The sequence below is a fragment of the Clostridium subterminale genome (genome assembly GCF_039521425.1).
Taxonomy (GTDB): domain Bacteria; phylum Bacillota; class Clostridia; order Clostridiales; family Clostridiaceae; genus Clostridium_J; species Clostridium_J subterminale.
The window spans coordinates 953,649-979,211 of sequence record NZ_BAAACI010000006.1 but is presented as its reverse complement, the minus strand read 5'-3'; the positions used below and the strand labels follow the sequence as shown (position 1 = coordinate 979,211).

Here is a 25,563-nt window from a genome sequence, read left to right as displayed (position 1 = left end):
CCCCTGGCCCACGCCTTAGAAGGGCGTTGCTCTATCCAGCTGAGCTAAAAACGCATATTTTGGAGCGGGTGAAGGGAATCGAACCCTCGTAACTAGCTTGGAAGGCTAGCACTCTACCATTGAGTTACACCCGCATATAAAGTTTAAGTGGTCGGGGTGACAGGGATTGAACCTGCGACCTCATGGTCCCAAACCACGCGCGCTCCCATCTGCGCCACACCCCGATATCTCTTAATCAGTACCGTTTGTTTAATAACCTTAACGACAAAATTTATTATACAGACTTCCCTTTAAATAGTCAACACCTTTTTTGAAGTTTTTAATTAAATTTTGACAGTTTTTATTGTAAATTCTCTTCAAGCCCTTATTTTACCTTCTTTTCTCTTATATATCTTAAGTATACTAATAACTTATATTGTTACTATTAAGATCTATCCTATAATAAAACAAGCTTAATTAATATTTAGAAATCCCCTCAGTTTATGCTCAACACATGGATCCAATTCAAATAGTTCCCTATATAAATTGTTATATATTTATATAGGGAACTATTTGAATTGTTATATATTTATATAGGGAGCTATTTAAATATATAGCAATTTAAATAATTATATGTAAACTATAAATATTTTTTCATCTCTTCTGTCAACTTAGCTAATGCATTTCCCCTATGACTTATAGCATTTTTTACTTTGGAAGGCACATCATTAAATGTAGCATTTAATTCTGGCACATAGAATAAAGGATCATATCCAAATCCTTCACATTCTTTATACTCTTCTAATATTAATCCATCTACTTCACCTTGAACTTTAATAATATTCTTATCATCAACTATTAAAACCATAGCACATATAAATTTAGCTTTTCTTTCATCGAAAGGTACGCCTTGTAATTCTCTGATTAATTTTTTATTATTTTCTACTGAATTTCCATGCCCTCCGCTATATCTAGCAGAATATATACCAGGAGCTCCATTTAAAGCTTCTACTGATAATCCTGAATCATCAGATAAAACTAATACATCCTTACAAATTTCATGAATTGCTTTAGCCTTTATCCATGCATTTTCCATAAATGTATTTCCTGTCTCCTCTACATCTATATCTATGCCTGCTTCCTTTAAAGATACGACATCTAAATCAAATTCTTTAAGAATCTCCTTTATTTCTAAAATTTTATGATTATTATTACTAGCAACTATTAATCTTCTCATTACAAATTCTCCTTCTAAACTATCTACTGTATATTAAATAACTCATCTGCTTCTGGCGGAGTTACTTCATTAGTTCCTTTATCATCTATTACTATTCCTTTACTCTCAGTTATTTTCCCAATTTCAGTGGCCTTAATTCCATTATCCTCAAGAGATTTAAGCAATTCTTCTGGATTATCAGTGGTTATAAGCATACTACCTGATGATATAAGTTTTAAAGGATCTACATCAAACTCTTTGCATACTTTACTTGTAATTTCTGTAATTGGCATTTTAGATTTATAAACCTTAAATCCTACATTGCTTGCATTAGCCACTTCCCATAAAGCTCCTAAAACTCCTCCTTCAGTTATATCATGCATAGATGTTGCTTTCGCCATTCCACCTATCTTTCCTTCTTTCACCACACTTATATTTTCCACATATCCTTTAGCTTTCTTAATTTCTTCGTCTGTTAATATATTTCTAAATCTCTCTTCATAATCATTAACTAATATTGAAGTTCCTTCAAGGCATAATTGTTTGGTGACTATTATACTATCCCCTATTCTAGCTCCTGATGTACTAATAGCACTATTACCATTACTTTTCCCAATAGCTGTACAGGATACTACTATTTTATTAACAGCTTCAGTTATTTCAGTATGACCACCTATAATTTGAACATTTACTTTGCACGCTTCTTCATGAATTTCTTTCATAAGATCATGTAATTCTTGTATAGTAGTCTTTGGTGGTGCTAGTATAGTAACTAAAATTCCCAATGGCTCAACTCCACAGGAAGCTATATCATTACAGTTAATATTAACTGCAATTTTACCTATGTTCTCACCTGCCCCAGTTACGGGATCTGTAGATACTACACATTGATTGCTTCCAAAATTTATAATGGCACAGTCTTCTCCTATCCCGTTAGATACTTCTACCTCATCCCTTTCTTTCCCTTTATGGTTATCTATTATGTACTTTAGTTCATCCCAATTTAATTTTCCTACCCTCATATAAATTCTCCTAACCTAAAAAAACTATTGTGTTTTTAGCACATTTTCACTTCTCATATCATATTATTAAATATAACTAATATTCTGGTGGTGTTATTTTGAGATATATAGGACCTTTTTTAAGAATTAACATACTAAACAATGACAATATAAAAAGTCAATTGTTTCATTTTTCTAAAGAGTCCCTTAGACATATAGTTCTACACTCTGGGTGTGGAATTATATCTAGAAATGCAAATTTAAAAATTAAACCTTTACCTAATGATGATGATATCACAAATAGCGTTATTTCTCCACTATTATGTGTATATAGAAAAGCTGATGGAAAACTTTTGAAAGAAAAAGATAAGTTGCTTTGGAATCATCGCAAGTTTAAAAGAGAAATAAACATATGTGCAAATGGGTATATGACCCTTGGTTTACTGTACTTATCTGACTATTATAAAAAATTTAAAGATGTTGATGAGGATAAATATAAACTTAGCAAATACTATGTTGACCTATCCATTGATCAATTAGAATTTTTTGCTCTTTATTGCCGTAATAGCGAAGGGGTTTTTGTTGATAAATATGATTCTACAGATCCTCTTCAAAAAGAATATTTTCTTACAGATAAGGATATGAAATTTAAATTCTCCACTCAAGCCCTTCTTATGGCAGCATATTATAAATGCACCACGCTTTCAGAAGAGGATAATGAAAATTTTAAATCCTTTGCTCTAGATATATTAAATCTATTCTCAAGCCTTAAACAAGAAATATATAATACTTCTCACGATGAGTTAGTTAAAATTTGTTTAGCCTTCAATATTCTTTATGAATGTTCGAAACTAGAGAAAGCTAAGGAATTGCTAGTAGATTTTTCTGAATTAATGATTGAAAATATCAACCATATGCCACCTTCTGTAATTAGGGATAATATAGATATATCTTGCTTATGCTATATAAACTCTATATTAGCTTATAAAAATACTAATTTATCTCATTTTAAAGATGCAGCCTTTAAAATCTTTAATAATCTAGAGAAATTATATAATAATGATGATGGTATTTTTATAAAAGATATAACTGAAAAAGAAAACAAATTTTCTTCGGACGAAATAATTCTATATCTTTATGTGTTCATGATTCATGAGTCTTTCCTAAGTGATAATGAAAAAGCAGAGCTTGCCTCTAAGATTCATGGTCTTTATAAAAAACAGGTAGTAGGCTCAGGAATTATCCTTAGGTGGCCAGAAGCTCCTAGTCTCGATAATCCTGAAAGATATAGGAATTTTTCTTGTAAATCAGAAGACCTACTAGATGACAACTATTTCAGATTTTCTTCTTATGTAAACAATGATACTAATGATCTAGCACCTATTTTTGTTAAAAATATTTCTTTAAATAGAAAGAAGGAAAGTTATAAACATTATAAACATAGCTTTGACTCTTGTAAAAATATGTTTAACTTTTTTACAATTATTTATTTAAATACCATTTTAGATTTCTAATAAAGAAGTACCTTAAATTTAAGGTACTTCTTTAACATTATCTAATTTTATATTTCCAGTAGTAGTTACATATATATTATTTATACCTTCTTTTATGCAAATAACATTATTAATGTTATATATAGGTATGGATATTAACTGATTTTTTAATATTTTTTCACATTCCTCATAAATAATTTTTCTTTTTTCTTCATTCATTTCATATGATGCAGACTTTATTAAATTGTAATATTCTTCATCATCATATGTAATAACATTATTATTAGAAATTTTAGTCAAGCTCTCATAATATTCTCCAGGATTTCCATACTTAAAATCAAACCTCTGTAATACTATATCATAATCTCCTTCATTAATGGCTTTCTTCAATTCTTCTTTAGGGTATTCTTTCAAAACTATTTCCGAATTAGTACACTCTTTAATATCACTACTTAAATCTTCAACAATTCTTCTATTCAGATTATTTTTTTCATAAATTACTCTTATTTTAGACTTTTCATTTACATTAACCTTACCAAAGAATTCTTTAGCTTTTTCAGTATCTCCAAAAGTCGAAAATGCTTGTTCTGTTTTTTCTGTTTCCATGGTATATGATGTGGCTGGAGTAAGTAATTCTTTACATATAAGCTGTGAGTAATACTCCTTTGATAAAAGTGAGTTTGTTGCTATTCTAAAGTTTATATCTCCACCAACACTTTCTTTATCCTTGTTAAAGTTCAAATAATATACAGATGAACCATTAAACCCCTTAACCATTGAATTTTGAGATAATCTTGAAAGTTCATTTATAGGAGCATCCATCATTATATCTATACTTCCTGAAAAATCATCTATATTAGTGTCTGCTGTTTTTTCAAAAATAGCTAAAGTATTTTCTACGCTGTTTAAAAATGTAATTCTAATGTTTTCATCAGTGATTTTAGTTTTCTCATAATATTTTTGATTTTTTTCTATATAAATCTCATCATTATTTACTTGTTTTATTACAAATGGACCTGTATATCTTATTGAAGAAAAATTTTCCTTATACTTATTCAAGCTTCTATAATCTCTAAGGTTAAATACTGGGTTGGCTAAGATATAAATAAAATAAGGACTTTTGTAATTTAGCCTTATAGCTAGAGTGCTATCATCTTTTACACTTATTGCTACATCTGAGAATTCACTAGTTCCCTCTCTAAAACTCTTAGCTCCATATATACAATCTAGCCTACTAGCATATACATTATTTCTATCACTTAAAAAAGCTTTAAAAAAACTTTTAAATGCCTCTGAAGTAATTTTTTCTCCAGAACTATAATATATATCATCTCTTAACTTAAAAGTATATTCTAAACCATCTTCAGAAACTATTATCTCCTTTGCAAGTGCTGGCACTATTTCCCCATTACTATCTTCTTTTACTAACCCTTCAAAAAGTGTTATTAGCAAATCTTTATCCCTTACACTATCTTCTGCTGTTAACTGCAAATCTTCAGGATTTACATTCATATTGTAAGTTATATAATTCATTTTATTATCATTTACAGAATTTAACTTTTCTTTTTCAATAGATATACCCGCTAAAATTATTATAATGCAAAGTACTGTAAATATTATTTTTTTCACTATAACACCTCCTATTTTAAAATTATTTACTCATTTATTCCAAAATAAACAATTATGAATAAGTTAACATAAAATTTTTCTTTTCCAATTGTAAACATGTGATATAATATTTATAATAATGTGTAAATAAATTGGAGGTATCTTATGATTTACTTAGATATTATATTGAAAATATTAGGAATCTTATCACTAATAACTTTTATGGTAATAATCATTTGGGGATTTGTTGTTTTCAATTCTATATATAGTCAGCTGAGATATAGCAATTATATACTTGAAAAAATCTCACATATACTAAATATTTCATGTATAGATATGCAAGCTAAGGAAAAAGAACAACATAAGAAATCTGAAATAATTGATAAAAGTTCTGATTCAGAGCCTTTAGATAGCACTACTGACTCTACTATCTAGAATAATAATTATTTTTAGTTAAGTATGAAACTCCTAATCAATAGAACAACTTATATCGAATCTTAGTATTGTAAAATACTAATTATTTAACTATAGCAATCAGCCCCATGGATTAAAAACTCCATGGGGCTGATGCTTTCTATTTTAAATCATTTCCTTAAATTCTTCTTCAGAAATTATTCTAACTCCCAACTCTACAGCTTTATTATACTTAGAACCTGGTTCTTCTCCAACTATAACAAAGTCTGTTTTTTTACTAACAGAACCTGCTACCTTTGCACCGAAACTTTCTAACTTATCTTTAATTTCACTTCTTGAAAATTCCTTTAAACTTCCTGTAACTACAACAGTTTTGTCCTTAAAAGGATTTTCATTTATCTGTTGAACTTGTTCCTCCCTTGGAGTTACACCCAATTTTAAAAGCTCATTTATGGTTTCTCTAGACTTATCTAATGAAAAAAATTCAACTATAGTTTTTGCAACTATATCTCCTATATCCGGTACTGATATTAGTTCTTCAAAGGATGCTTCCTCAATATATTTTAAAGCTTTAAATTTCTTTGATAAATCTTTAGCTGTCTTTTTACCTACATTAGGAATACCTAAGCCATATATAAATGAAGATAATTCACAGTCTTTACTATTCTCTAATGCTGTTAAAAGATTTGTAGCCTTCTTATCTCCGAACTTTTCTAATCCGACTAATTCCTCTTTTTTTATTCTATATAAATCTGCTATAGACTTTATTCCAAGCTTTTCAAATAACTGCTCAGCAGTTTTTTCGCTAAATCCAGCTATATTCATAGCTTCTCTGCCAGCGTAGTGAACTATAGTTTTTACCATTTGAGGCTTACATGCCAATGTATTTTCACAAAACAAATGTACTCCATCTCTAAATAATTCTTCTCCACAGCTAGGACATACCTTAGGCTCTTCTATATCAATACTTCCTTCTAGTGACTCCTCTACTACTCCCATGATTTCTGGAATTACATCATTAGATCTTCTAACAAACACTGTAGCTCCAATTTTAACTCCCTTACGTTGAATGTCATCTAAGTTGTTTAAAGTAGCCCTTTTAACTGTTACCCCCCCTAATTCTACTGGCTCAAGAATTGCTGTAGGACTAACTCTGCCACTTCTACCTACATTCCATTCTACATCCAAAAGTTTAGTGGTTGTTTCCTCAGCCTCAAACTTATATGCTATTGCCCATTTAGGAAACTTAATTGTATATCCTAATACTTCTCTAGTTTTTATGTCATCAACAGCTATAACTACCCCATCTATGTCATAATTTAAGTTACTTCTAATACTATTAATATATTCAACCTGTTTTTCTATTTCTTCAATATTAGTACATGTTTCCATATAATTATCCATAGGAAGTCCCATCTTTTTAATAAAATTCATCATTTCACTATATGTCTTAAAGTGATTTCCTTCATTATACCCTACATCATAGAAAAAAGCTGATAAATTTCTTCTAGCGGTCTCCTTTACATTTAAATTTCTAAGAGCTCCAGCTGCTCCATTTCTTAAGTTTTTTAATGGTGTAGCAGCATTTTTATTATAATGCTCAAAAGCTTCCCTTGTCATAATAGCCTCACCATGAACTTCAATTATACTATGATTATCTATTATAAGAGGAATAGATTTTATAGTTTTTACTTGACTAGTAATATCTTCTCCAATTTCTCCGGTCCCTCTAGAAGCTCCCACTGTTAAAACTCCATCTTCGTTATAGGTCAAATTTATAGAAAGTCCATCAAACTTCTTAGTAACTATATATTTAATACTTGGTAGTTTTTCTTCATGACTATTATTATACTCATTTATAGCTTTAACATTTCTATTATGCCAATCTTTAATTTGCTCTATAGATTGAGCCTTATCCAAACTCCAAAGAGGAGCTCTATGTTTATATTTTCTAAATTCATCTAAAACTATATCTCCTACTCTCAATGTTGGTGAATAAGGTAAGACCTCTTTAAGTTCATTTTCTAGAACTTTAAGTTCATCATATTTTTTATCATATTCTTTATCAGATATGATAGGATTATCTAGTACATAGTATTCATAGGAGTATTTATTTAACTCCTCTACTAACTTCAGCATTTTACTACGCTTATCATCACTCATTATACTGCTTCCTCCTATTAACTTATAAATAAACCCTATATATGTATTTAATTTAATTATAGGCTATGTTTTATTAACATCTAAAACATAGCCTACTATAAACTATTCTACTATCTTCGTGGCTTTCTTGAGCTATCTTAAGCTAGTTCAAGACCTGCTTTGTTAAGCATAAGCTTTTTGATTCCCATATTGTTAAAGGCTATAGTTACTATAGTTTCTCCATTATCTGAAGATATGGATACTACAGTTCCTACTCCAAATTTACCATGTCTTACCTTTACCCCTATGGTAAGTTCTTCTTTAGATGCACATTTATCAACTCCACATTCCATGTTACCAGCTTCACTAAAAGTAATAGTTTGCTTTGTATTATAAAAACCACTTCTAAAGGAGTGAGGATTATTATTAACTTTATTATTAACTTTATTATTAATATTATCAGAACTACCTCTAGATTGAGTTCCTCCATCATCATTTAAATCAGTTTTTAATTCCTTAGGTATTTCACTTATGAAGTCGGATATAGGATATCCGACAGTTCTACCAAATACCATACGCTGTTCTGCCGATGATATATATAGCATCTCTTCTGCTCTTGTAATAGCAACATAGCAAAGTCTCCTTGACTCCTCCATCTCATGGAAGTTATTCAAAGAAGCTACACCTGGAAATATTCCGTTCTCCATCCCAACTAAGAAAACTACTGGGAATTCAAGTCCCTTTGAACTATGAACAGTCATCATTACTACAGCATTGTTTTCTTCATCTAAATTATCTATATCTGAAACTAAAGTTACCTTTTCTAGAAATGCACTCAAGGACTTATCCTCTGAAGAGTTTTCAAATACTACAGCATCAGATACAAGCTCCTTTAAGTTTTCTATTCTACTTTCATCCTCAGCACTACTAGAACCCTTAAGCATTTTCATGTATCCACTTCTATCTAAAATATCCTCAATTAGTTCAGGCACGCTTATATTCTCCGCATCTACTATAAGAGTATTCATTAAACTCACAAATTTATTTATAGATGTTATAGCCCTTGCAGAAAGATTTGGTATAAATTCTGCATCTAAAAGTGCATCATACATGCATATATTATTTTCTACTGCAAATTCTTGTACCTTAGCTATAGTTGTGTCTCCAATACTTCTTTTGGGCTCGTTTATAATTCTCTTTAAACTTATATCATCAAGTGGATTATTTATGACCTTCAAGTATGCCATAATATCCTTAATTTCTTTTCTTTCATAGAATCTGAGTCCCCCTACTATTTTATAGGTTATCTCATTTCTTCTAAATGCTTCCTCAAAAATACGAGATTGAGAGTTCATTCTATAAAGTATAGCAAAGTCTTTTAAGCTTCTATTTTCTTCTCTCATCATTCTTTTAATTTGAGTTGCCACAAAATTCCCTTCATCTATATCACTATAAGCTCTATATACCTTTAGCTTTTCTCCAGATTCACTTTCAGTTCTTAATACTTTATCTTTCCTTTGGGCATTATTTCTAATAACCTTGTTGGCAGCTTCTAATATATTTGATTTTGACCTATAGTTTTGCTCCAACTTAATAACCTTTGCCCCTGGAAAATCATTTTCAAAGTCCAATATATTATTAATATCTGCACCTCTCCATGCATAAATACATTGGTCGTCATCTCCAACTACACATATATTTTCATTTTTATTAACCAAAAGCTTTATTAATTCATATTGACATTTATTTGTATCTTGATACTCATCTACTAGTATGTATCTAAATTTTCTTCTATAAAACTCTCTGACCTCATCATTTTCTTTAAACAGTTTAACAGTTAAATAAATTAAATCATCAAAATCCAAAGAATTTGTAGTCTTTAATTTCTTTTCGTAGGTTAGATAAACATCTGCTATCTTATTCATTCTGAAGTTTCCTTCATTTTCTTTTTTAAACTTGCTAGCAGATATTAATTTATTTTTAGCATCGGAAATTTTTGAGATAATTTCTCCATCAGTAATATCTTTATCATTGATATTAAGTTCTTTCATGCATTGCTTTACTAGAGATTTAGCATCGTAACTATCATATATAGTAAAATTTTTATTGTATCCCAATTTATCTATTTCTCTTCTTAAAATTCTTACACAGCTAGAGTGAAAAGTTGAAACCCACATGGTATCAACTACATCTCCTACTAATGTTTTAACTCTTTCCTTCATCTCTCCTGCCGCTTTATTTGTAAAAGTTAAAGCTAAAATCTGTGAGGGATATATATTTAAATCATTAATCATATGTGCCATTCTATAAGTAAGAACTCTGGTCTTTCCCGATCCTGCACCTGCTAAAATTAACAAGGGGCCTTCTACAGTAATAGCTGCTTCATATTGCTCCTTGTTTAATAGCTTCTTTAAATCCATCTAATCACTCCTAAATTTATAGTTATCTAATGTAATTTAGTTAATCTTCTTTATCCTATAATATACTATGAAAATTTAACCTATTCTTTATTATACCATATACTACGAATTTATAAACGACATATAAGTAATTACCAAGAATGGTTACTACCCCATCCTCTCCTCTTATATTGTTACTAATTTTATTTCTCATAAGTTAATCAAATAGAAAAAAGCCTTACTATCTTCAAAGCAAGACTTTTCTTCTAATCAATCTATGATTATTTATTATTTATCTTCATATTCCTTCCAATCAATTCTTTCAAATACCACTTTATATCCATTATTCCCATAATTTAGAGAACGATTGACTCTACTTATGGTTGCAGTACTAGCCCCAGTACTACTAGCGATATCCAAATAAGTTCTTCTATCTTTAAGCATTCTTGCAACTTGAAGCCTTTGCTCCATTGCTTTTATTTCATTTATTGTACAAACATCTTCAAGGAACCTATATACTTCCTCTCTGGTTTTAAGAGATCTAATAGCATCAACAAGATAATCCATTTCTGGAGTTTCAAGTTTTGAAACATATCCACTCATTACTTTCTCCCCTATCACTTAAAAATTCATCTATATCTACATTATAAAATTATCATACTAATGTGTAAATATTTAATCTTTAATATAATTTTATCAGACATTAAATATAAAAGCTATCCCCCTGGATAGCTTTTAGTTAAAGTATAAATATATTTATTCCTATAATTGACCCTGCAAAAACAATAGCTGATACTATAGTAAGCTTAGTTAAGAATGATTCCTTTGTTTTAGTTTTATTCTTGCTATAAAAAGTTTCTGAACTTCCAGCAACTAAACCACCTAATCCTGATGATTTACTTTCTTGAAGAGATATTGCTAATATAACTGTTAATGCGGAAATAATTATTACAACCTTTAATGCTGTTATCATTATTATACCCCCTTATTTCTTTATCCTTATACATGTAATATATTTTATCACAGTAAAAATATTTTTACAATGCAAACAGTAATAAATGTAAATATATATATATTAAAATAGTACAAAATTGTAATATATAAATAAAATATCGAACAAATATACTATTTGTTCGATATTTTCACTATAAAAATTAGTTATCATTTTATGTTAAAGAAAGATTTTAATCCTCTAAATTCAGCCATATCACCAAGTTCTTCTTCTATTCTTAGTAATTGATTATATTTAGCAACTCTTTCGCTCCTTGCAGGAGCTCCTGTTTTAATTTGACCTGCATTTGTAGCTACTACTAGATCAGCAATTGTAGTATCTTCTGTTTCTCCTGATCTGTGAGAAACTACTGCAGTATATCCAGCTCTTGCAGCCATCTCTATAGCATTTAAAGTTTCAGTTAAAGTTCCTATTTGGTTTAATTTTATAAGAATTGAGTTTGCGGTTTCTCTTTCAATTCCCATTCCAAGTCTAGAAGTATTAGTTACAAATAAGTCATCTCCAACTAATTGAATTTTTTTACCTATTTTATCAGTTAAGTACTTCCATCCTTCCCAATCTTCTTCAGCCATACCATCTTCAATAGATATTATTGGATATTTTTCACATAATTCTACATAGTAATCTGCCATTTCATGAGGTGTTAACATTCTTCCCTCTCCAGCAAGATTATATTTTCCATCTTCAAAGAATTCAGAAGATGCTGGGTCAAGTGCTATGAAAGCATCTTTTCCTGGAACATATCCAGCTTTTTCTATAGCTTCAATTATAACTTTTATTGCTTCCTCATTTGATGATAAATCTGGAGCAAATCCACCTTCATCACCAACACCTGTGCCAAGTCCCTTAGCCTTTAATATTCCTTTTAAAGCATGATAAACTTCTGCTCCCATTCTTAAAGCTTCACTAAAAGATGTAGCTCCTGCTGGCATAACCATAAACTCTTGTAAGTCTACATTATTATCAGCGTGTTTTCCACCATTTAATATATTCATCATAGGTACTGGTAAAACTTTAGCATTAACTCCACCAATATATTGGTATAAGCCAAGACCTAAGTAATTAGCAGCAGCTTTTGCACAAGCAAGAGACACTCCTAAAGTTGCATTAGCACCTAATTTTTCTTTATTATGAGTTCCATCTAATTCTATCATAGTCTTATCTATAGCAACTTGATCGAATATATTCATTCCTATTAATTCTTCTGCAATTATGTTATTTACATTATCAACAGCTTTTAATACACCTTTTCCATTGTATAAAGCTTTATCTCCATCTCTTAATTCAACTGCTTCAAATTGACCAGTTGATGCTCCTGATGGTACTGCAGCTACCCCCACTGTACCGTCTTCTAGCACAACTTCGACCTCTACTGTTGGGAATGCTCTTGAATCTAATATTTGTCTTGCATAGACATCAATGATTTCAACATATTGTTTCATTTCTTTTCCTCCTTGATATTATGTTTATAATAAATTTAGCATGGCTAAATATTTTAACCTAATAAATTAAATTAGCGATTTTCCACTCATTTCACTTGGAATTTCTAATTCCATCTTTGTTAAGATAGTTGGAGCAATATCTGCAAGGATTCCTCCATTTCTAAGAGTTCCAACTTCTTTACTTACATATATAAATGGAACTAAATTAGTAGTATGTGCAGTCATTGGTTTACCTGTAGAGTAATCAATCATAGACTCAGCATTACCATGGTCTGCTGTGATAAACACTGTACCATTATAATCCAGCATTTTATTTACAACCTTACCTAGGCAATTATCTACAACTTCAATAGCCTTTACTGCTGCTTCAATAACTCCAGTATGACCAACCATATCTGGATTAGCAAAATTTAGTATTATTAAATCATATTCATCTTTTTCTATATTCTCTAATACAGCATCAGTAACTTCATAGGCACTCATTTCTGGTTTTAAGTCATAAGTTGCTACTTTAGGTGATGGAATTAACACCCTATCTTCACCCTCATTTGCCTCTTCTACTCCTCCATTGAAGAAGAAAGTCACATGGGCATATTTTTCTGTTTCTGCAATTCTAAGCTGTTTCAATCCTTTACTACTAACATATTCACCTAATGTATTATCATAACTCTCTGGTTTATAAGCTATTTGTACATCCTCAATTGTTTTGTCATATTGAGTCATACATACATAGGTTATATTTAAATTTTCTCTTTCAAATCCTTTAAACTCTTTATCCTTTAAAGCCCTAGTTATCTCTCTTGCTCTATCTGGTCTAAAGTTAAAGAAAATTACAGAATCTTTATTTTTTATGGTAGCTACAGGTTTGCCATCCTTTACAATTACGCTAGGGATTACAAACTCATCTGTTTTATTATCATGATAAGCATCATCTATAACTGCAAATGGAGATGTACTAGTATTTCCTTCACCATTTACTATTGCATTATAGGCTAGTTGTACTCTTTCCCATCTATTATCTCTATCCATAGCATAGTATCTACCGGAAATAGTTGCAATTTCTCCTATTCCCTCACTGTCCATATGTTTTTGTAACTCTTCTATAAAGTTTTTTGAAGATGTTGGAGATACATCTCTTCCATCTAAAAAGCAATGAACAAAAACTTTTTTTACTCCTTTTCTCTTACAAAGAGATATAAGAGCTTTTACATGATTGATGTGAGAATGAACTCCTCCATCTGATAATAATCCCATTAAATGAACAGCTGAATTGTTTTTCAACGCCTCATCAATAGCAATATTAAAAGCTTTATTTTCAAAGAAATCGCCATCTTTGATTGATTTTGTTATTCTAGTCAATTCTTGATATATTATTCTTCCTGCACCTATATTTAAGTGTCCTACTTCTGAGTTACCCATCTGTCCCTTAGGAAGTCCTACATCTAGACCAGAAGCTGATAATGTGGTGTGAGGATATTTAGCCTTTAAGCCATCATAGTTCAGCTTATTAGCCTCTCTCACTGCATTTCCATCCACATTGTCGCTTATACCAAAACCATCTAATATCATTAGCATTACTGGTTTTTTATTCATAATATTTGACCATCCTTTTATTGGTAATTAACAATAGCCGCAAAATCTGAAGCCTTAAGACTAGCTCCACCTATTAAACCTCCATCTATGTGCTCCTTTGACATCTGCTCTTTTATAGATGCTGGCTTAACCGATCCGCCATATTGAATTCTAACTTTATCCGCAACTTCTTCTCCATATAACTTACATATAACGCCTCTAACAAATCCTATTGTACTATTAGCATCATCAGCAGTTGCAGTTTTTCCTGTTCCTATCGCCCAAATAGGCTCGTAGGCTATAACCATATTTTCAACTTGCTCTTTTTTTAACTCTATTAAATCTTGCTTTATTTGAGCACCTAATACTTCTTCAGTTATTCCTAGTTCTCTTTGTTGTAAACTTTCACCTACGCATAATATAGGTGTAATCTCGTGAGTAAAAGCAGCCTTTAATTTTTTATTTATAGTTTCATCAGTTTCATTAAAATACTGTCTTCTTTCACTATGTCCAATTATAACAAATTTTACTCCTAGTTCTTTAAGCATTAATGGAGAAACTTCTCCTGTAAAAGCACCTGACTCTTCAAAATGCATGTTTTGAGCTCCAACCATAATATTGCTTCCCTTACATTCTTCAATTACTGCTGGTAAGCTTAAAAAAGTTGGACAAACTACTACATCACAGCTAGCATCATTTACTAAAGGCTTTAATTCCTTTACTAAATTTATCGCTTCTTTTATTGTATTATTCATCTTCCAGTTTCCTGCTATTATTGCTTTTCTCATGATTAATCCTCCTAATAATAACTTCACAACATATCTTTATTAAAGCTAAAAATATTCAAGCTTTTTCCTTAAAATACATATTACATTTTTTCTCTAACTCAAATATAATATATTACTCTGAAAAAGGAAAGCAAATAAACAAGATTTTATCTTGTTTATTACCTTCTTTATATACCTTTGCATTTATTTATCATTTATTTATCGTTTAAAGCAACAATTCCTGGAAGTTCTTTTCCTTCTAAAAATTCTAGCGAAGCTCCACCGCCTGTAGATATATGTGTCATTTTATCTCCTAGACCAAATATATTAACAGCTGCAGCACTATCTCCTCCACCAATTATTGTAATTCCATCACAATTAGCCATAGCTTCTCCTACTGCTATTGTTCCCTTATTAAAGTTTTCAAATTCAAAAACACCCATTGGACCATTCCAAATAATAGTTTTAGAGTTTCCTATCACTTTTGCATATAGTTCTCTTGTTTTAGGTCCTATATCTAAAGCCATATAACCATCTTGAATATTTTCATCTTTTGTTATCACTGGCGTTGCATTCTTATCAAATTCAGTAGCTACTACATGATCTATTGGAAGATATAATTTAACGCCTTTTTCTTTAGCTTTAGCCATCATCTCTAGGGCATAATCAATTTTATCTTCTTCTACTCTTGATATACCCATTTTATATTCTTTAGCTTTAAGGAAAGTATATGCCATAGCTCCTCCTATAAGAAGATTGTCTACTTTCTCTAAAAGATTATTTATTACGTTAATTTTATCTGATACTTTAGATCCTCCTAAAATGGCAGTAAATGGTTTTCCAGCATTTTCTATAGCCTCTCCTAAGAACATAAGCTCCTTTTGAATTAAATATCCACAAACTGATTCTTCTACAAATTCAGTTACTCCTACAGTAGAGCAATGAGCTCTGTGTGCTGTTCCAAAAGCATCATTTACGAATAAATCACAAAGTGAAGCTAACTCCTTAGAGTAATTTTCTTCATTTTTAGTTTCTTCTTTTCTAAATCTAGTATTTTGTAATAGTACTATATCTCCATCGTTCATATCTAAAATAGCTGATTTTGCTTTATCTCCTACTACGTTATCATCCGCTGCAAAAATTATATTCTTATTTAATAGTTCACTTAATCTTGCTGCTACTGGTGATAGTGAAAGCTCTGGTTTAGGCTCTCCCTTTGGCTTTCCTAAATGTGAACATAAGATAACCTTTGCATTGTGGTTAACTAAGTACTCTATAGTAGGTATTGCTCCTAGAAGTCTATTTTCATCAGTAATTTTACCTTCTACTATAGGCACATTAAAATCACACCTTACTAAAACCTTTTTTCCTTTCACATTGATGTCTTCTAATGATTTCTTGTTAAATGACATATTAAAATCTCCTTTTTAAACTTATTGTAATAAAAATCTAGTTCAGTTACAAATCTTAGAACTAGATTTTTATTACATACCTATTTTAACACATTTTAAAGATTATAATCTATCTGCAACATATTTTGTTAAATCTGCTAGCCTATTTGAGTAACCCCACTCATTATCATACCAAGCTACTACTTTAACTAGATTATCTCCCATAACTATAGTTGATAAGGCATCTACAATTGAAGATCTCTCATCACCTCTAAAGTCCATTGAAATTAATGGTTCCTCAGAGAATCCTAAAACACCTTTAAGTTCTCCTTCTGCTGCTTCTCTTAACGCTCCATTAACCTCTTCTACAGTCACTGACTTACCAAGTTCACATACTAAATCAGTCATCGAAACTGTTGGTGTTGGAACCCTTACTGCCAAACCATTTAATTTTCCTTTAAGCTGTGGTAAAACTAAAGCAACCGCCTTTGCCGCTCCTGTAGTTGTTGGAATCATTGATTCTCCTGCTGCTCTAGCTCTTCTTAAATCTTTATGTGGTGCATCCAATATTTTCTGATCATTAGTATATGAGTGTATTGTAGTCATAAGTCCTTTTACTATACCAAACTTTTCATCTAAAACTTTAGCAAAAGGTGCTAAACAGTTAGTTGTGCATGAAGCATTTGAAATAATATTATGATTTTTAGCATCATATTTATCTTCATTTACCCCAAGTACAATTGTTATATCTTCATTTTTTGCTGGAGCAGAAATTAACACCTTTTTAGCTCCAGCTTCTATATGATCCTTTACCTTTGTAGCATCTGTAAATAATCCTGTAGATTCTATTACAATATCCACACCTTGAAGTCCCCATGGTATGTTTTTAGGATCTCTTTCTGCGAATATTCTTATTTCTTTTTCATTAACAATAATTGAATTTTCAGTTGCTTCAACTGCCCCATTAAATTTACCATAAAGCGTATCATACTTCAAAAGATGTGCCAGCGTCTTTGGATCTGTTAAATCATTAATTGCTACAACTTCAATGTCCTTTGCATATTTATCTACCAAAACCTTAAATACATTTCTTCCAATTCTACCAAAACCATTAATTCCAACTTTAACCATTATAAAATACCTCCAACATTTAATTTAATAATTTTTATATTCAAACTTAATTGATGTAAACAGATTTGCAGGAGCTCTCCTCCATAAAATCCTTATCCAGAGACACATTTTCTTATATACAACATAATAATTTCAAAACATGAAAGCTAAAAAATCATAATATATTAGTTAAAAAATATATTAATATTGTAGTAAGTAACCCTCAGATAAAACCATTAAGTATTAATAACTGACTTTATTTAAAATAATTTTAAAATTTCTTTTGCCGTAGCTTCATCAGTAACTAGCGCAGAATTCACTTTTCCCATTTGTATAGCCATAATAGCTTCTGCTTTTTCGATGCCCGCTGCTACAGCTATTACATTAGGAATACTTTCTATTCTATCTTTAGTTATTCCAATTGAAGGCATAGAATATACAATCTCACCTTTACTATTAAAATAATGGCCATATGCTTCTCCTATAGCTCCTAATTCTAATATCCTGTCCTTTACGTCCTTACACAGGCTTCTCTTATCACACATTTCTTTAGCCAACCCTATACCATGGATAAGGACATTTGACTTCTCTATATGTTCAAAAGTTTCCTTAATATCTGATTCCTTAATCAAAGCTTTAAAAGAATCACTGCTTATATTGTCTGGGATGTGTAACAATTCATAAGTACCATCTAACTTATTTGCTAATATCTCTACTAATGTATTAGATTGTATTTCTGTTTCCTTACCCATACCACCTCTTCCCGGTAAAACTTTTATATTTTTATATTTAGTCATTGAAGTGAAATTATAAATAACCTCCTTCACTGTACGTCCTCCTGTAAGTGATATTATAATGTCATCTTTAATAATACTTTTTAAATAATTAGCTGCTACTCTACCCAGTTCAGTATATAATGTACTATCTTCTGCTACATTTCCATTAATAACCATCACTTCTCTAACTTTAAGAAGTTTTTTCAATTCCTCTTCTATGAGATTTAAACCACTTAATTCCTTCATAAAAGCCTTAAGTCCAACAAAAACTTCATTGCCTTCTTCAGTAATATACATACCTGAGGATTTAATATCGATTAACCCTTGAGCTTTCAAAAGATTTGTTTCACTTCTCACAACTCTTTCACTTAAATTTACTATGGTTGACAACATTCTCCTTCCTATAGGTTCTCTATACTTTATATTTTTTAATATGATATATCGCAAATCTAAAACTTCTAGTAATTCAGGTACTACCTTCTGCTGTAACTTTAATAACTTTTCCATCTTTTACTCCATTGACATTTCATGTCCCTATGGACACAAAATGTCCCATCAATTCTTTTATTTTCTAATTATATTATATGACAATATTCATCATTTGTGAAGTATTTATTTTGATTTAAGTTTTATATAAGTTATATTTCTACACTCCTCTATAATTTATTCAAAAATAATTCTATTTATATAAAAATAATTAATTCCATATAAATCATAATAAAAAAATTATGTTTCATATGGAATATCAAAATCTATGTTAATCTTTTTCGTTGAGACGAGGCTTTTATCCCTAACTCTTCTCTATATTTAGCTACAGTGCGCCTAGATATATCTATACCTTTTTCATTAACAATTTTACATATAGCTGAATCAGATAGTGGCTTTGACTTATCTTCAGATTCTATTGTATTCTTTATCATGTCTTTTACACTAACACATGATATACCTTGACTTAAAACATTTACACTATTAGTAAACAAGTCCTTTATCCTTTTAATTTCCCCTGTATGAAGAGCTACATACTTATCCCTTATAGCTCTACCAACTGTAGATTCATGCACATTTAAACTATTAGCTATATATTTAATAGTCATTGGTTTTATATAATTATTTCCCTTATCTAAATATTCTCTTTGATTTTTAACTATTTCCTCCACGACTCTACACAAGGTATTTTTTCTATTTTGTATGCTTTTAATCAAAAACATGGCACTACTAATTTTATCTTTTACATAATCTATGGCCACCGAATCATTACTGCTATTAATTACATCTTTATAGGTATTATTAATCATTAAATTAGGTAATAAATTGTCATTCATTAAAACTACATACTCTTCACTAACTTTTTTTATATAAACATCTGGAATCAAATATCCAATTTCTTCACCAGTAAAAAATCCCCTAGTAGGTTTAGGTTCCAACTTTTTTATTATATCTTCATACCCTTGAACCATCTTAGCTGTAACTCCAAGTTTTTTACCTATTAATTGATATTTTCCTTTTGATAACTCATACAAGTAGTTATTTATTATTTCTTCAACATAGCTATTCATTATATTTTTCCTACGCAGCTGAATTATTAAACATTCACTTAGTGACCTAGCACATATTCCTGGTGGTTCAAGTCCCTGAACTATATCTATACACCTTATAGCTGCATCTTTTGAAATACTCAGCTCTTCAATCAAACCATCTGTAACTTTCTCATCTAAATACCCTCTATGATCAATATTATCTACAATATATCTACAAATATATTCATCTCGTCTATCTAAATTACTATGCATAACTTGTTCTCTTAAATAATCCTTAATAGTAGGTTTACTACTTATAAAATTAAAAGGTGATACCAAATCATTTTCTTCATTTTTATAATATGACCTATCATTATAATTATCCATAGCCATATCTCTAATTAATTCCCTATACTCCCTTAACTCATTATCTACAATTTCATCTTTAGGTGTTTCCAAATTATTTTCCACTTCCAAAACTACATTTTCTTGTAATTCCTTATCAATATGTTGCAAAAGTTCATAGGATGACATTTGTAGTAACTTTATTGATTGTTGCATTTCCATTGTCATAATCAATTTTTGTTCCTGTGATAGCCTTAAATCAAAGCCTAAATTCATAAATATCCCTCCTACTCATCTTATTCTAATCATATCATAAAACCTATAATATTCCTAACCAAATAGCAGAATTCTTATTTCCCTGACAATAATTTATAAAAAGAGAGTTAGCTTATATCAAGCTAACTCTCTAAACTATATCATAATTTTAATTTATTTAAATATCATCTACCATTTTTTTCATATGCCTCGCCCGAAGCCGCTGGTGCATTTGTTTTTCCTACAAATCCAGCAAGCGCTAACATAGTTAATAGATATGGTATAATTGTAAACACTTCAGATGGTAATGACCATCCAAGCCCTTGCGCAAATATCTGGAATGATTCACCAAATGCAAACAATAAACATGCCCCAAAAGAACCAATCGGTGTCCAGTTACCAAAGATTACAGCTGCTAAAGCAATAAATCCTCTACCTGCTATCATTCCTTCTCTATATATTGGTGTAATACCAATTGATAAAGCAGCTCCACCAAGACCTGCTAACATTCCTGATAATATTACACAGATGTATCTTACTAGGTATACATTTATTCCTAGTGTATCTGCCGCTTTTGGATGTTCTCCTACTGATCTAATTCTAAGTCCAATAGAAGTTTTGTAAAGTACGAACTGGGATACAAATACCAATACTATTGCCATTATTACAAACCAGTTTAATCCAGATAAGATATCTCCAATAATAGGAATATCCACAATAAATTTCGGTAAGTTATAAGGAAGAAGGGTTACTAAATCTGTTTGACCTCCCTTTCCATTGAATAATATATATATCAAAAAACTAGCTAGTGCTGTAGCAAATAAGTTAATAGCTGTACCAGAAATAACCTGATCTGATTTTAAGTGAATACTAAGAATTGCATGAATTAATGCAAGTAATCCACCTGCTACTAAAGCAAACACTATCCCAACTAAAGGATTACCTGTTATATATGTTCCATATACTGCAAAAAATGCTCCTATGGTCATCATACCTTCAAGACCTATATTCACTACGCCTGAACGTTCAGAAAACACTCCTCCTAAGGATGTGAAGATAAGAGGTGTAGCTATTCTTAAAGTAGCTGTTATTAATGAAATGATACTAACAACAATTATATTATCCATTCATTATCTCCCCTTTCTTTTTCTTATTTCCAAAGTAAGTCACAATGTAGTCTGTTGCTACAAATATAATAATTACTGATTGAATTAAAAATACTATTTCTTTTGGTATTCCACTAATTTGAAGAGCTCTTGAACTACTATTTAAAGCTCCGAACAATACCGCTGATAAAATACACGCTACTGGATTTTTCTTAGCTAAAAGCGCTACTGCTATACCATCAAATCCATAGCTAGGAACTACCATAAAGTCTTGAATTAAATGTTTCACACCAGCTACGTGCGTAGCTCCACCAAGACCAGCTATAGCTCCTGATAAAACCATAGCTAAAACTGCTTTTTTAGCAACATTTACTCCACCATATTCTGCACCATGAGGATTTATACCAACGGCTCTTATCTCATATCCAATGGTAGTTTTCCATAATATAAATCCCATAAGAATAGCTGTTATAATACCTATAAATAAACTTATATTAGCTGAGCTTCCTTCAACAAACCTTGCAAGTTTTGCACTTTCTTGTATCATTGGAGTTGCAGCCTTTCCTGGAACTCCAAAGGCCGTTCTAAGTATAATATAGTTGGCTAATGCGATAGAAATATAGTTCATCATAATTGTATTTATAACTTCACTAGTTCCAAACTTAGCTTTAAGAAATCCTGGTATTCCTCCCCAAATTCCTCCAGCAACTATACCACTTACAATTATTAACGGAATGTGTACTATAGGACTTAATCCTGGTATCGTTCCTACTATGGCAGCTGCAACCATACCTAATACAAATTGACCACCTACACCAATATTAAATAGTCCACATCTAAAAGCTACAGCATTAGCTACACCAGTAAAAATCAAAGGTGTCACTTCCGCTAACGTAGCCATGGTATTTCTTTTTGTTCCAAAACTACCAGTCCATATAGTTGAAACTAAATCAGTCAAAGCTGTAAAGTATTGAGTTATTGAGTACCCTTTTGCCCACATAACAAAAAACACCGATATAAATAAAGAAAATATAACTGCTACTACAGGAAAGAGTATAGCCTTTATTGTATCCTTAACTTTACTACTCATTTTATTTCTCTTCCCCTTTCTTATTCAAGCTTCCACCAGCCATTAATATGCCCAGTTTTTGCTCATCTGCATCTTTTCTTTCCAAAATATCTACTATTTCACCGTCATACATAACAGCAATTCTATCTGAAAGAGCTAAAATTTCGTCTAATTCTAAAGATACTAAAAGTACCGCTTTTCCTTTATCTCTCTCATCTACAAGTCTACTATGAATATATTCAATAGCACCTACGTCTATACCTCTTGTAGGTTGAGCTGCAATTAACAATGTTGGGTCTTTAGAAATTTCTCTAGCTGCAATTAACTTTTGTTGGTTACCTCCAGATAAAGCAGATGCATTTACTTCATTACTAGGTGTTCTTACATCAAACTCTTCTATTAGTGTATCACAATGTTTTTTAATAGCCTTATAGTCCATCATAATACCTTTATTAAATTCTTTATTTTTATGGATTCCAAGAATAGAATTTTCAAACAATGAATATTTTAGTATAAGACCTCTTTTATGTCTATCTTCAGGAATATGTCCAACACCTGAGTCAATAATTTCTCTAGGAGATTTTCCATATAAATCTTTTCCATTTAATAACATTTTTCCATTGTGACCTTTTCTAAGACCTGTAAGTACTTCTAATAGTTCTGTTTGTCCATTCCCATCTACTCCTGCAATACCTAAAATTTCGCCTCCATTAACAGTAAACGAAACATTTTTTACAGCAGGAATCCCTCTTTGATCATTAGCAGATAGATTTTCAACCTTAAGAACTTCTCCAGTTAATTTAGATTCTATTTTTTCTACCACTAAATTTACTTTTCTTCCAACCATCAACTCAGCTAATTCATCAATACTAGTATCAGCAGTATTAACGATACCGGTAACTTTACCTCTTCTAATTATAGTAACCCTATCACTCATGCTCATAACTTCTTTCAATTTATGAGTTATAAGAATAACAGACTTTCCTTCTTTTTTCAAATTATCTAATATTTTGCCTAATTCCTCAATTTCTTGTGGTGTTAAAACCGCTGTAGGTTCATCAAGAATTAGAATTTTTGCCCCTCTATAAAGAGCCTTAAGGATTTCCACCTTTTGCTGTTGGCCTACAGATATATCTTCAATAATAGCATTAGGATCTATAGAAAATCCATATTTATCTGATAGTTCCTTTACATCATTATACGCTTTTTTTCGGTCCATACGTAACCCCTTATTAGGTTCACATCCAAGTACAATATTTTCAGCTACTGTAAAGTTGTGAACTAACATGAAGTGTTGGTGGACCATCCCTATTCCAAGCTTTATCGCTTCACTAGGGTTGTTAATTTTAACTAAATTTCCATTAACATAAATATCACCTTTTTCTTGCTGATACAAGCCATAAAGTATATTCATTAAGGTAGTTTTTCCTGCACCATTTTCGCCCAACAATACGTGAGTTTCACCTTGTAATAAATCAAAATTTACACTGTCGTTTGCAATGGTTCCAGGGAAAACTTTAGTTATACCTTTCATTTCAATTACTTTTTCCATTTCCCTTCCTCCTTATAATATTACCTACGTTTACATACTACATTAAAATGCTTAATATTAGTTAAAATACCGATATGTACTTTATAGAATCCATCTCTCATTATACCATAAAAATATTTTATTGAATATTATTTTTATTTTTCATACAATTTTACTCTTCTAAAAACATATTATCAAAAGTGATAAAAAAAAGCTAGATATAAAATCTAGCTTATTTCTTGATTATTTTTTGATTATTTAAAATCAATAACTTCTTGTCTTGTAGCAGGCACTTTAATTTTACCTTCTTTAATTTGAGCTTCAAACTCTTCTGCTTTTTTAATTACATCAGGAGCAGTATTGTCTTTAGTTGTTTCAGCCATACCTACTCCACCTTCAGAAATACCTAACTCAACATGACCTGCTTTGAATGTTCCATCTATAACTGCTTTTGTTGCATCGTAAGTAGCATTGTCAACTCTCTTCATCATAGAAGAAAGGATAACATCTTTAAATTCTGGAAGAGAAACCGCTTGGTCCATATCAACACCTATAGCCCAAACTTCTTTTCCAGCTTCCTTTAATTCTTTAGTTGCTTGGAATAAACCAATACCACATCCACCTGCTGCATGATAAATTACATCACATCCAGCTCCATATAATGATGTAGCAAGTTCTTTACCTTTATTTGTATCAGCAAAAGAATCTGCATATTTAACAGTTGTTCCTGGATTCTTACCGTCTGCACTTATAAGTCCAGCTGCTGCTTCTGGATTAACAGCTTTAACACCAGCAGCGAAGCCAGCTTCAAATTTATTAATTGTATCGAAGTCTTTTCCACCTATAAATCCAACTTTGTTAGTTTTAGTAGTTAATCCAGCTATAACTCCCATTAAGAAAGAACCCTCTTCTTCTTTAAAAGTTATTGACATTACATTACTAGCATCTTTAACTTCAGAATCTATGATACATAGTTTTGAATCTGGATTATTTGCAGCCACAGCCTTAACTGCATCTGCTAATTGAAAACCAATAGCTAAAGTTAAATCAGAACCACCATCTATTAAAGATTGTAGGTTTGGCTCATAGTCTTCTTTCTTTTGAGCTTCAATCGGAGTATATTTAACTCCAAACTCTTTTTCTGCTCTTTTAACACCTTCATCAGCTGATTGGTTAAATGATTTATCATTTAATCCACCTTCATCTGTTGAAAGACCTACTGATACTTCTGTTTTAGGAGTATCTTTACCTTCACTTGCTGTACCTTTGTCATCGTTTCCGCCACCAGCACAACCTACTAATAAGGATGCACTCATAGCAACCGTTGCCATAAGAGCAACTATTTTTTTCATTTTCATCTTAAACCCTCCTGAAATAAATAAGTAATATAAATATATAAAAGTTTTATTATAGTATGT

Annotated in this window: 20 protein-coding genes and 2 tRNA genes; 2 read left to right on the top strand and 20 right to left on the bottom strand. The window is 30.8% G+C overall.

Annotated elements, in window-relative coordinates; translation table 11 throughout:
* Positions 1-60: 60 nt before the first annotated feature.
* The 4 genes from ABDZ93_RS13720 to ABDZ93_RS13705 all read right to left on the bottom strand — a co-directional run bounded on the left by ABDZ93_RS13720 (position 61) and on the right by ABDZ93_RS13705 (position 2,217).
* A tRNA-Gly gene (locus ABDZ93_RS13720) sits at positions 61-134 on the bottom strand.
* 14 nt (positions 135-148) lie between these two features.
* A tRNA-Pro gene (locus ABDZ93_RS13715) sits at positions 149-224 on the bottom strand.
* 395 nt (positions 225-619) lie between these two features.
* A complete protein-coding gene (gene rdgB, locus ABDZ93_RS13710) occupies positions 620-1,216 on the bottom strand; it encodes an RdgB/HAM1 family non-canonical purine NTP pyrophosphatase (RefSeq protein ID WP_343826978.1) in 597 nt (198 codons plus the stop codon).
* A gap of 23 nt (positions 1,217-1,239) precedes the next feature.
* Positions 1,240-2,217, bottom strand: coding sequence for an AIR synthase family protein (locus ABDZ93_RS13705; RefSeq protein ID WP_343826977.1), 978 nt, complete (start codon positions 2,215-2,217; stop codon positions 1,240-1,242).
* A gap of 98 nt (positions 2,218-2,315) precedes the next feature.
* On the opposite strand from ABDZ93_RS13705, the gene ABDZ93_RS13700 reads away from it, so the two are divergent.
* Entirely contained in the window at positions 2,316-3,710 is a 1,395-nt protein-coding gene (locus tag ABDZ93_RS13700; protein ID WP_343826976.1) for a hypothetical protein, read from the top strand.
* Between the two features lie 18 nt (positions 3,711-3,728).
* On the opposite strand, the gene ABDZ93_RS13695 is transcribed toward ABDZ93_RS13700, so the two are convergent.
* A complete protein-coding gene (locus tag ABDZ93_RS13695) occupies positions 3,729-5,318 on the bottom strand; it encodes an ABC transporter substrate-binding protein (RefSeq protein WP_343826975.1) in 1,590 nt (529 codons plus the stop codon).
* 144 nt (positions 5,319-5,462) lie between these two features.
* Between ABDZ93_RS13695 and ABDZ93_RS13690 the strand changes: the two genes are divergently transcribed.
* Complete coding sequence (locus ABDZ93_RS13690) at positions 5,463-5,732, top strand: hypothetical protein (RefSeq protein WP_343826974.1); 270 nt, start codon at positions 5,463-5,465, stop codon at positions 5,730-5,732.
* A 144-nt stretch (positions 5,733-5,876) separates the two neighbouring features.
* On the opposite strand, the gene ligA is transcribed toward ABDZ93_RS13690, so the two are convergent.
* The 15 genes from ligA to ABDZ93_RS13615 all read right to left on the bottom strand — a co-directional run bounded on the left by ligA (position 5,877) and on the right by ABDZ93_RS13615 (position 25,503).
* The gene (gene ligA, locus ABDZ93_RS13685; protein ID WP_343826972.1) at positions 5,877-7,874 is read right to left on the bottom strand and encodes an NAD-dependent DNA ligase LigA; all 1,998 of its coding nucleotides are present in this window, start codon (positions 7,872-7,874) and stop codon (positions 5,877-5,879) included.
* Positions 7,875-8,011: 137 nt separating this feature from the next.
* Positions 8,012-10,273 (bottom strand): DNA helicase PcrA, encoded by a 2,262-nt coding sequence (pcrA, locus tag ABDZ93_RS13680; RefSeq protein ID WP_343826970.1) that lies wholly within the window; start codon positions 10,271-10,273, stop codon positions 8,012-8,014.
* A gap of 267 nt (positions 10,274-10,540) precedes the next feature.
* Positions 10,541-10,855 carry a YerC/YecD family TrpR-related protein gene (locus tag ABDZ93_RS13675; RefSeq protein WP_343826969.1) on the bottom strand — a complete coding sequence of 105 codons (315 nt, stop codon included), beginning with the start codon at positions 10,853-10,855 and terminating at the stop codon, positions 10,541-10,543.
* A 136-nt stretch (positions 10,856-10,991) separates the two neighbouring features.
* Positions 10,992-11,225, bottom strand: coding sequence for a preprotein translocase subunit SecG (secG, locus tag ABDZ93_RS13670; RefSeq protein WP_343826968.1), 234 nt, complete (start codon positions 11,223-11,225; stop codon positions 10,992-10,994).
* A 188-nt stretch (positions 11,226-11,413) separates the two neighbouring features.
* A complete protein-coding gene (gene eno, locus ABDZ93_RS13665) occupies positions 11,414-12,706 on the bottom strand; it encodes a phosphopyruvate hydratase (protein WP_343826967.1) in 1,293 nt (430 codons plus the stop codon).
* 66 nt (positions 12,707-12,772) lie between these two features.
* Complete coding sequence (gene gpmI / locus ABDZ93_RS13660; protein ID WP_343826966.1) at positions 12,773-14,299, bottom strand: 2,3-bisphosphoglycerate-independent phosphoglycerate mutase; 1,527 nt, start codon at positions 14,297-14,299, stop codon at positions 12,773-12,775.
* 17 nt (positions 14,300-14,316) lie between these two features.
* Positions 14,317-15,066 (bottom strand): triose-phosphate isomerase, encoded by a 750-nt coding sequence (gene tpiA, locus ABDZ93_RS13655; RefSeq protein ID WP_343826965.1) that lies wholly within the window; start codon positions 15,064-15,066, stop codon positions 14,317-14,319.
* A gap of 194 nt (positions 15,067-15,260) precedes the next feature.
* Complete coding sequence (locus tag ABDZ93_RS13650; protein WP_343826964.1) at positions 15,261-16,457, bottom strand: phosphoglycerate kinase; 1,197 nt, start codon at positions 16,455-16,457, stop codon at positions 15,261-15,263.
* Between the two features lie 102 nt (positions 16,458-16,559).
* Positions 16,560-17,567 carry a type I glyceraldehyde-3-phosphate dehydrogenase gene (gene gap / locus ABDZ93_RS13645; RefSeq protein ID WP_343826963.1) on the bottom strand — a complete coding sequence of 336 codons (1,008 nt, stop codon included), beginning with the start codon at positions 17,565-17,567 and terminating at the stop codon, positions 16,560-16,562.
* Positions 17,568-17,806: 239 nt separating this feature from the next.
* Positions 17,807-18,829: a sugar-binding transcriptional regulator gene (locus ABDZ93_RS13640; protein WP_343826962.1), complete on the bottom strand. Its 1,023-nt coding sequence runs from the start codon at positions 18,827-18,829 to the stop codon at positions 17,807-17,809.
* A 245-nt stretch (positions 18,830-19,074) separates the two neighbouring features.
* On the bottom strand, positions 19,075-20,460 hold the full coding sequence (gene rpoN, locus ABDZ93_RS13635; protein WP_343826960.1) for an RNA polymerase factor sigma-54: 1,386 nt from the start codon (positions 20,458-20,460) through the stop codon (positions 19,075-19,077).
* Positions 20,461-20,624: 164 nt separating this feature from the next.
* Complete coding sequence (locus ABDZ93_RS13630; protein WP_343826959.1) at positions 20,625-21,566, bottom strand: ABC transporter permease; 942 nt, start codon at positions 21,564-21,566, stop codon at positions 20,625-20,627.
* Entirely contained in the window at positions 21,559-22,635 is a 1,077-nt protein-coding gene (locus tag ABDZ93_RS13625) for an ABC transporter permease (RefSeq protein ID WP_343826958.1), read from the bottom strand. The genes ABDZ93_RS13630 and ABDZ93_RS13625 overlap by 8 nt, the downstream gene beginning before the upstream one ends.
* 1 nt (position 22,636) lies before the next feature.
* Positions 22,637-24,166, bottom strand: a complete 1,530-nt coding sequence (locus ABDZ93_RS13620; protein WP_343826957.1) for an ABC transporter ATP-binding protein — start codon at positions 24,164-24,166, stop codon at positions 22,637-22,639.
* A 233-nt stretch (positions 24,167-24,399) separates the two neighbouring features.
* Positions 24,400-25,503: a BMP family lipoprotein gene (locus ABDZ93_RS13615; protein WP_343826956.1), complete on the bottom strand. Its 1,104-nt coding sequence runs from the start codon at positions 25,501-25,503 to the stop codon at positions 24,400-24,402.
* Positions 25,504-25,563: the final 60 nt, after the last annotated feature.

Coding starts and splice junctions, on each gene's coding strand:
- rdgB (WP_343826978.1), bottom strand. CDS start 1,216: ATGAGAAGATTAATAGTTGCTAGTAATAATAATCATAAAATTTTAGAA.
- ABDZ93_RS13705 (WP_343826977.1), bottom strand. CDS start 2,217: ATGAGGGTAGGAAAATTAAATTGGGATGAACTAAAGTACATAATAGAT.
- ABDZ93_RS13690 (WP_343826974.1), top strand. CDS start 5,463: ATGATTTACTTAGATATTATATTGAAAATATTAGGAATCTTATCACTA.
- ligA (WP_343826972.1), bottom strand. CDS start 7,874: ATGAGTGATGATAAGCGTAGTAAAATGCTGAAGTTAGTAGAGGAGTTA.
- pcrA (WP_343826970.1), bottom strand. CDS start 10,273: ATGGATTTAAAGAAGCTATTAAACAAGGAGCAATATGAAGCAGCTATT.
- ABDZ93_RS13675 (WP_343826969.1), bottom strand. CDS start 10,855: ATGAGTGGATATGTTTCAAAACTTGAAACTCCAGAAATGGATTATCTT.
- secG (WP_343826968.1), bottom strand. CDS start 11,225: ATGATAACAGCATTAAAGGTTGTAATAATTATTTCCGCATTAACAGTT.
- eno (WP_343826967.1), bottom strand. CDS start 12,706: ATGAAACAATATGTTGAAATCATTGATGTCTATGCAAGACAAATATTA.
- gpmI (WP_343826966.1), bottom strand. CDS start 14,299: ATGAATAAAAAACCAGTAATGCTAATGATATTAGATGGTTTTGGTATA.
- tpiA (WP_343826965.1), bottom strand. CDS start 15,066: ATGAGAAAAGCAATAATAGCAGGAAACTGGAAGATGAATAATACAATA.
- ABDZ93_RS13650 (WP_343826964.1), bottom strand. CDS start 16,457: ATGTCATTTAACAAGAAATCATTAGAAGACATCAATGTGAAAGGAAAA.
- gap (WP_343826963.1), bottom strand. CDS start 17,567: ATGGTTAAAGTTGGAATTAATGGTTTTGGTAGAATTGGAAGAAATGTA.
- ABDZ93_RS13640 (WP_343826962.1), bottom strand. CDS start 18,829: ATGGAAAAGTTATTAAAGTTACAGCAGAAGGTAGTACCTGAATTACTA.
- rpoN (WP_343826960.1), bottom strand. CDS start 20,460: ATGAATTTAGGCTTTGATTTAAGGCTATCACAGGAACAAAAATTGATT.
- ABDZ93_RS13630 (WP_343826959.1), bottom strand. CDS start 21,566: ATGGATAATATAATTGTTGTTAGTATCATTTCATTAATAACAGCTACT.
- ABDZ93_RS13625 (WP_343826958.1), bottom strand. CDS start 22,635: ATGAGTAGTAAAGTTAAGGATACAATAAAGGCTATACTCTTTCCTGTA.
- ABDZ93_RS13620 (WP_343826957.1), bottom strand. CDS start 24,166: ATGGAAAAAGTAATTGAAATGAAAGGTATAACTAAAGTTTTCCCTGGA.
- ABDZ93_RS13615 (WP_343826956.1), bottom strand. CDS start 25,503: ATGAAAATGAAAAAAATAGTTGCTCTTATGGCAACGGTTGCTATGAGT.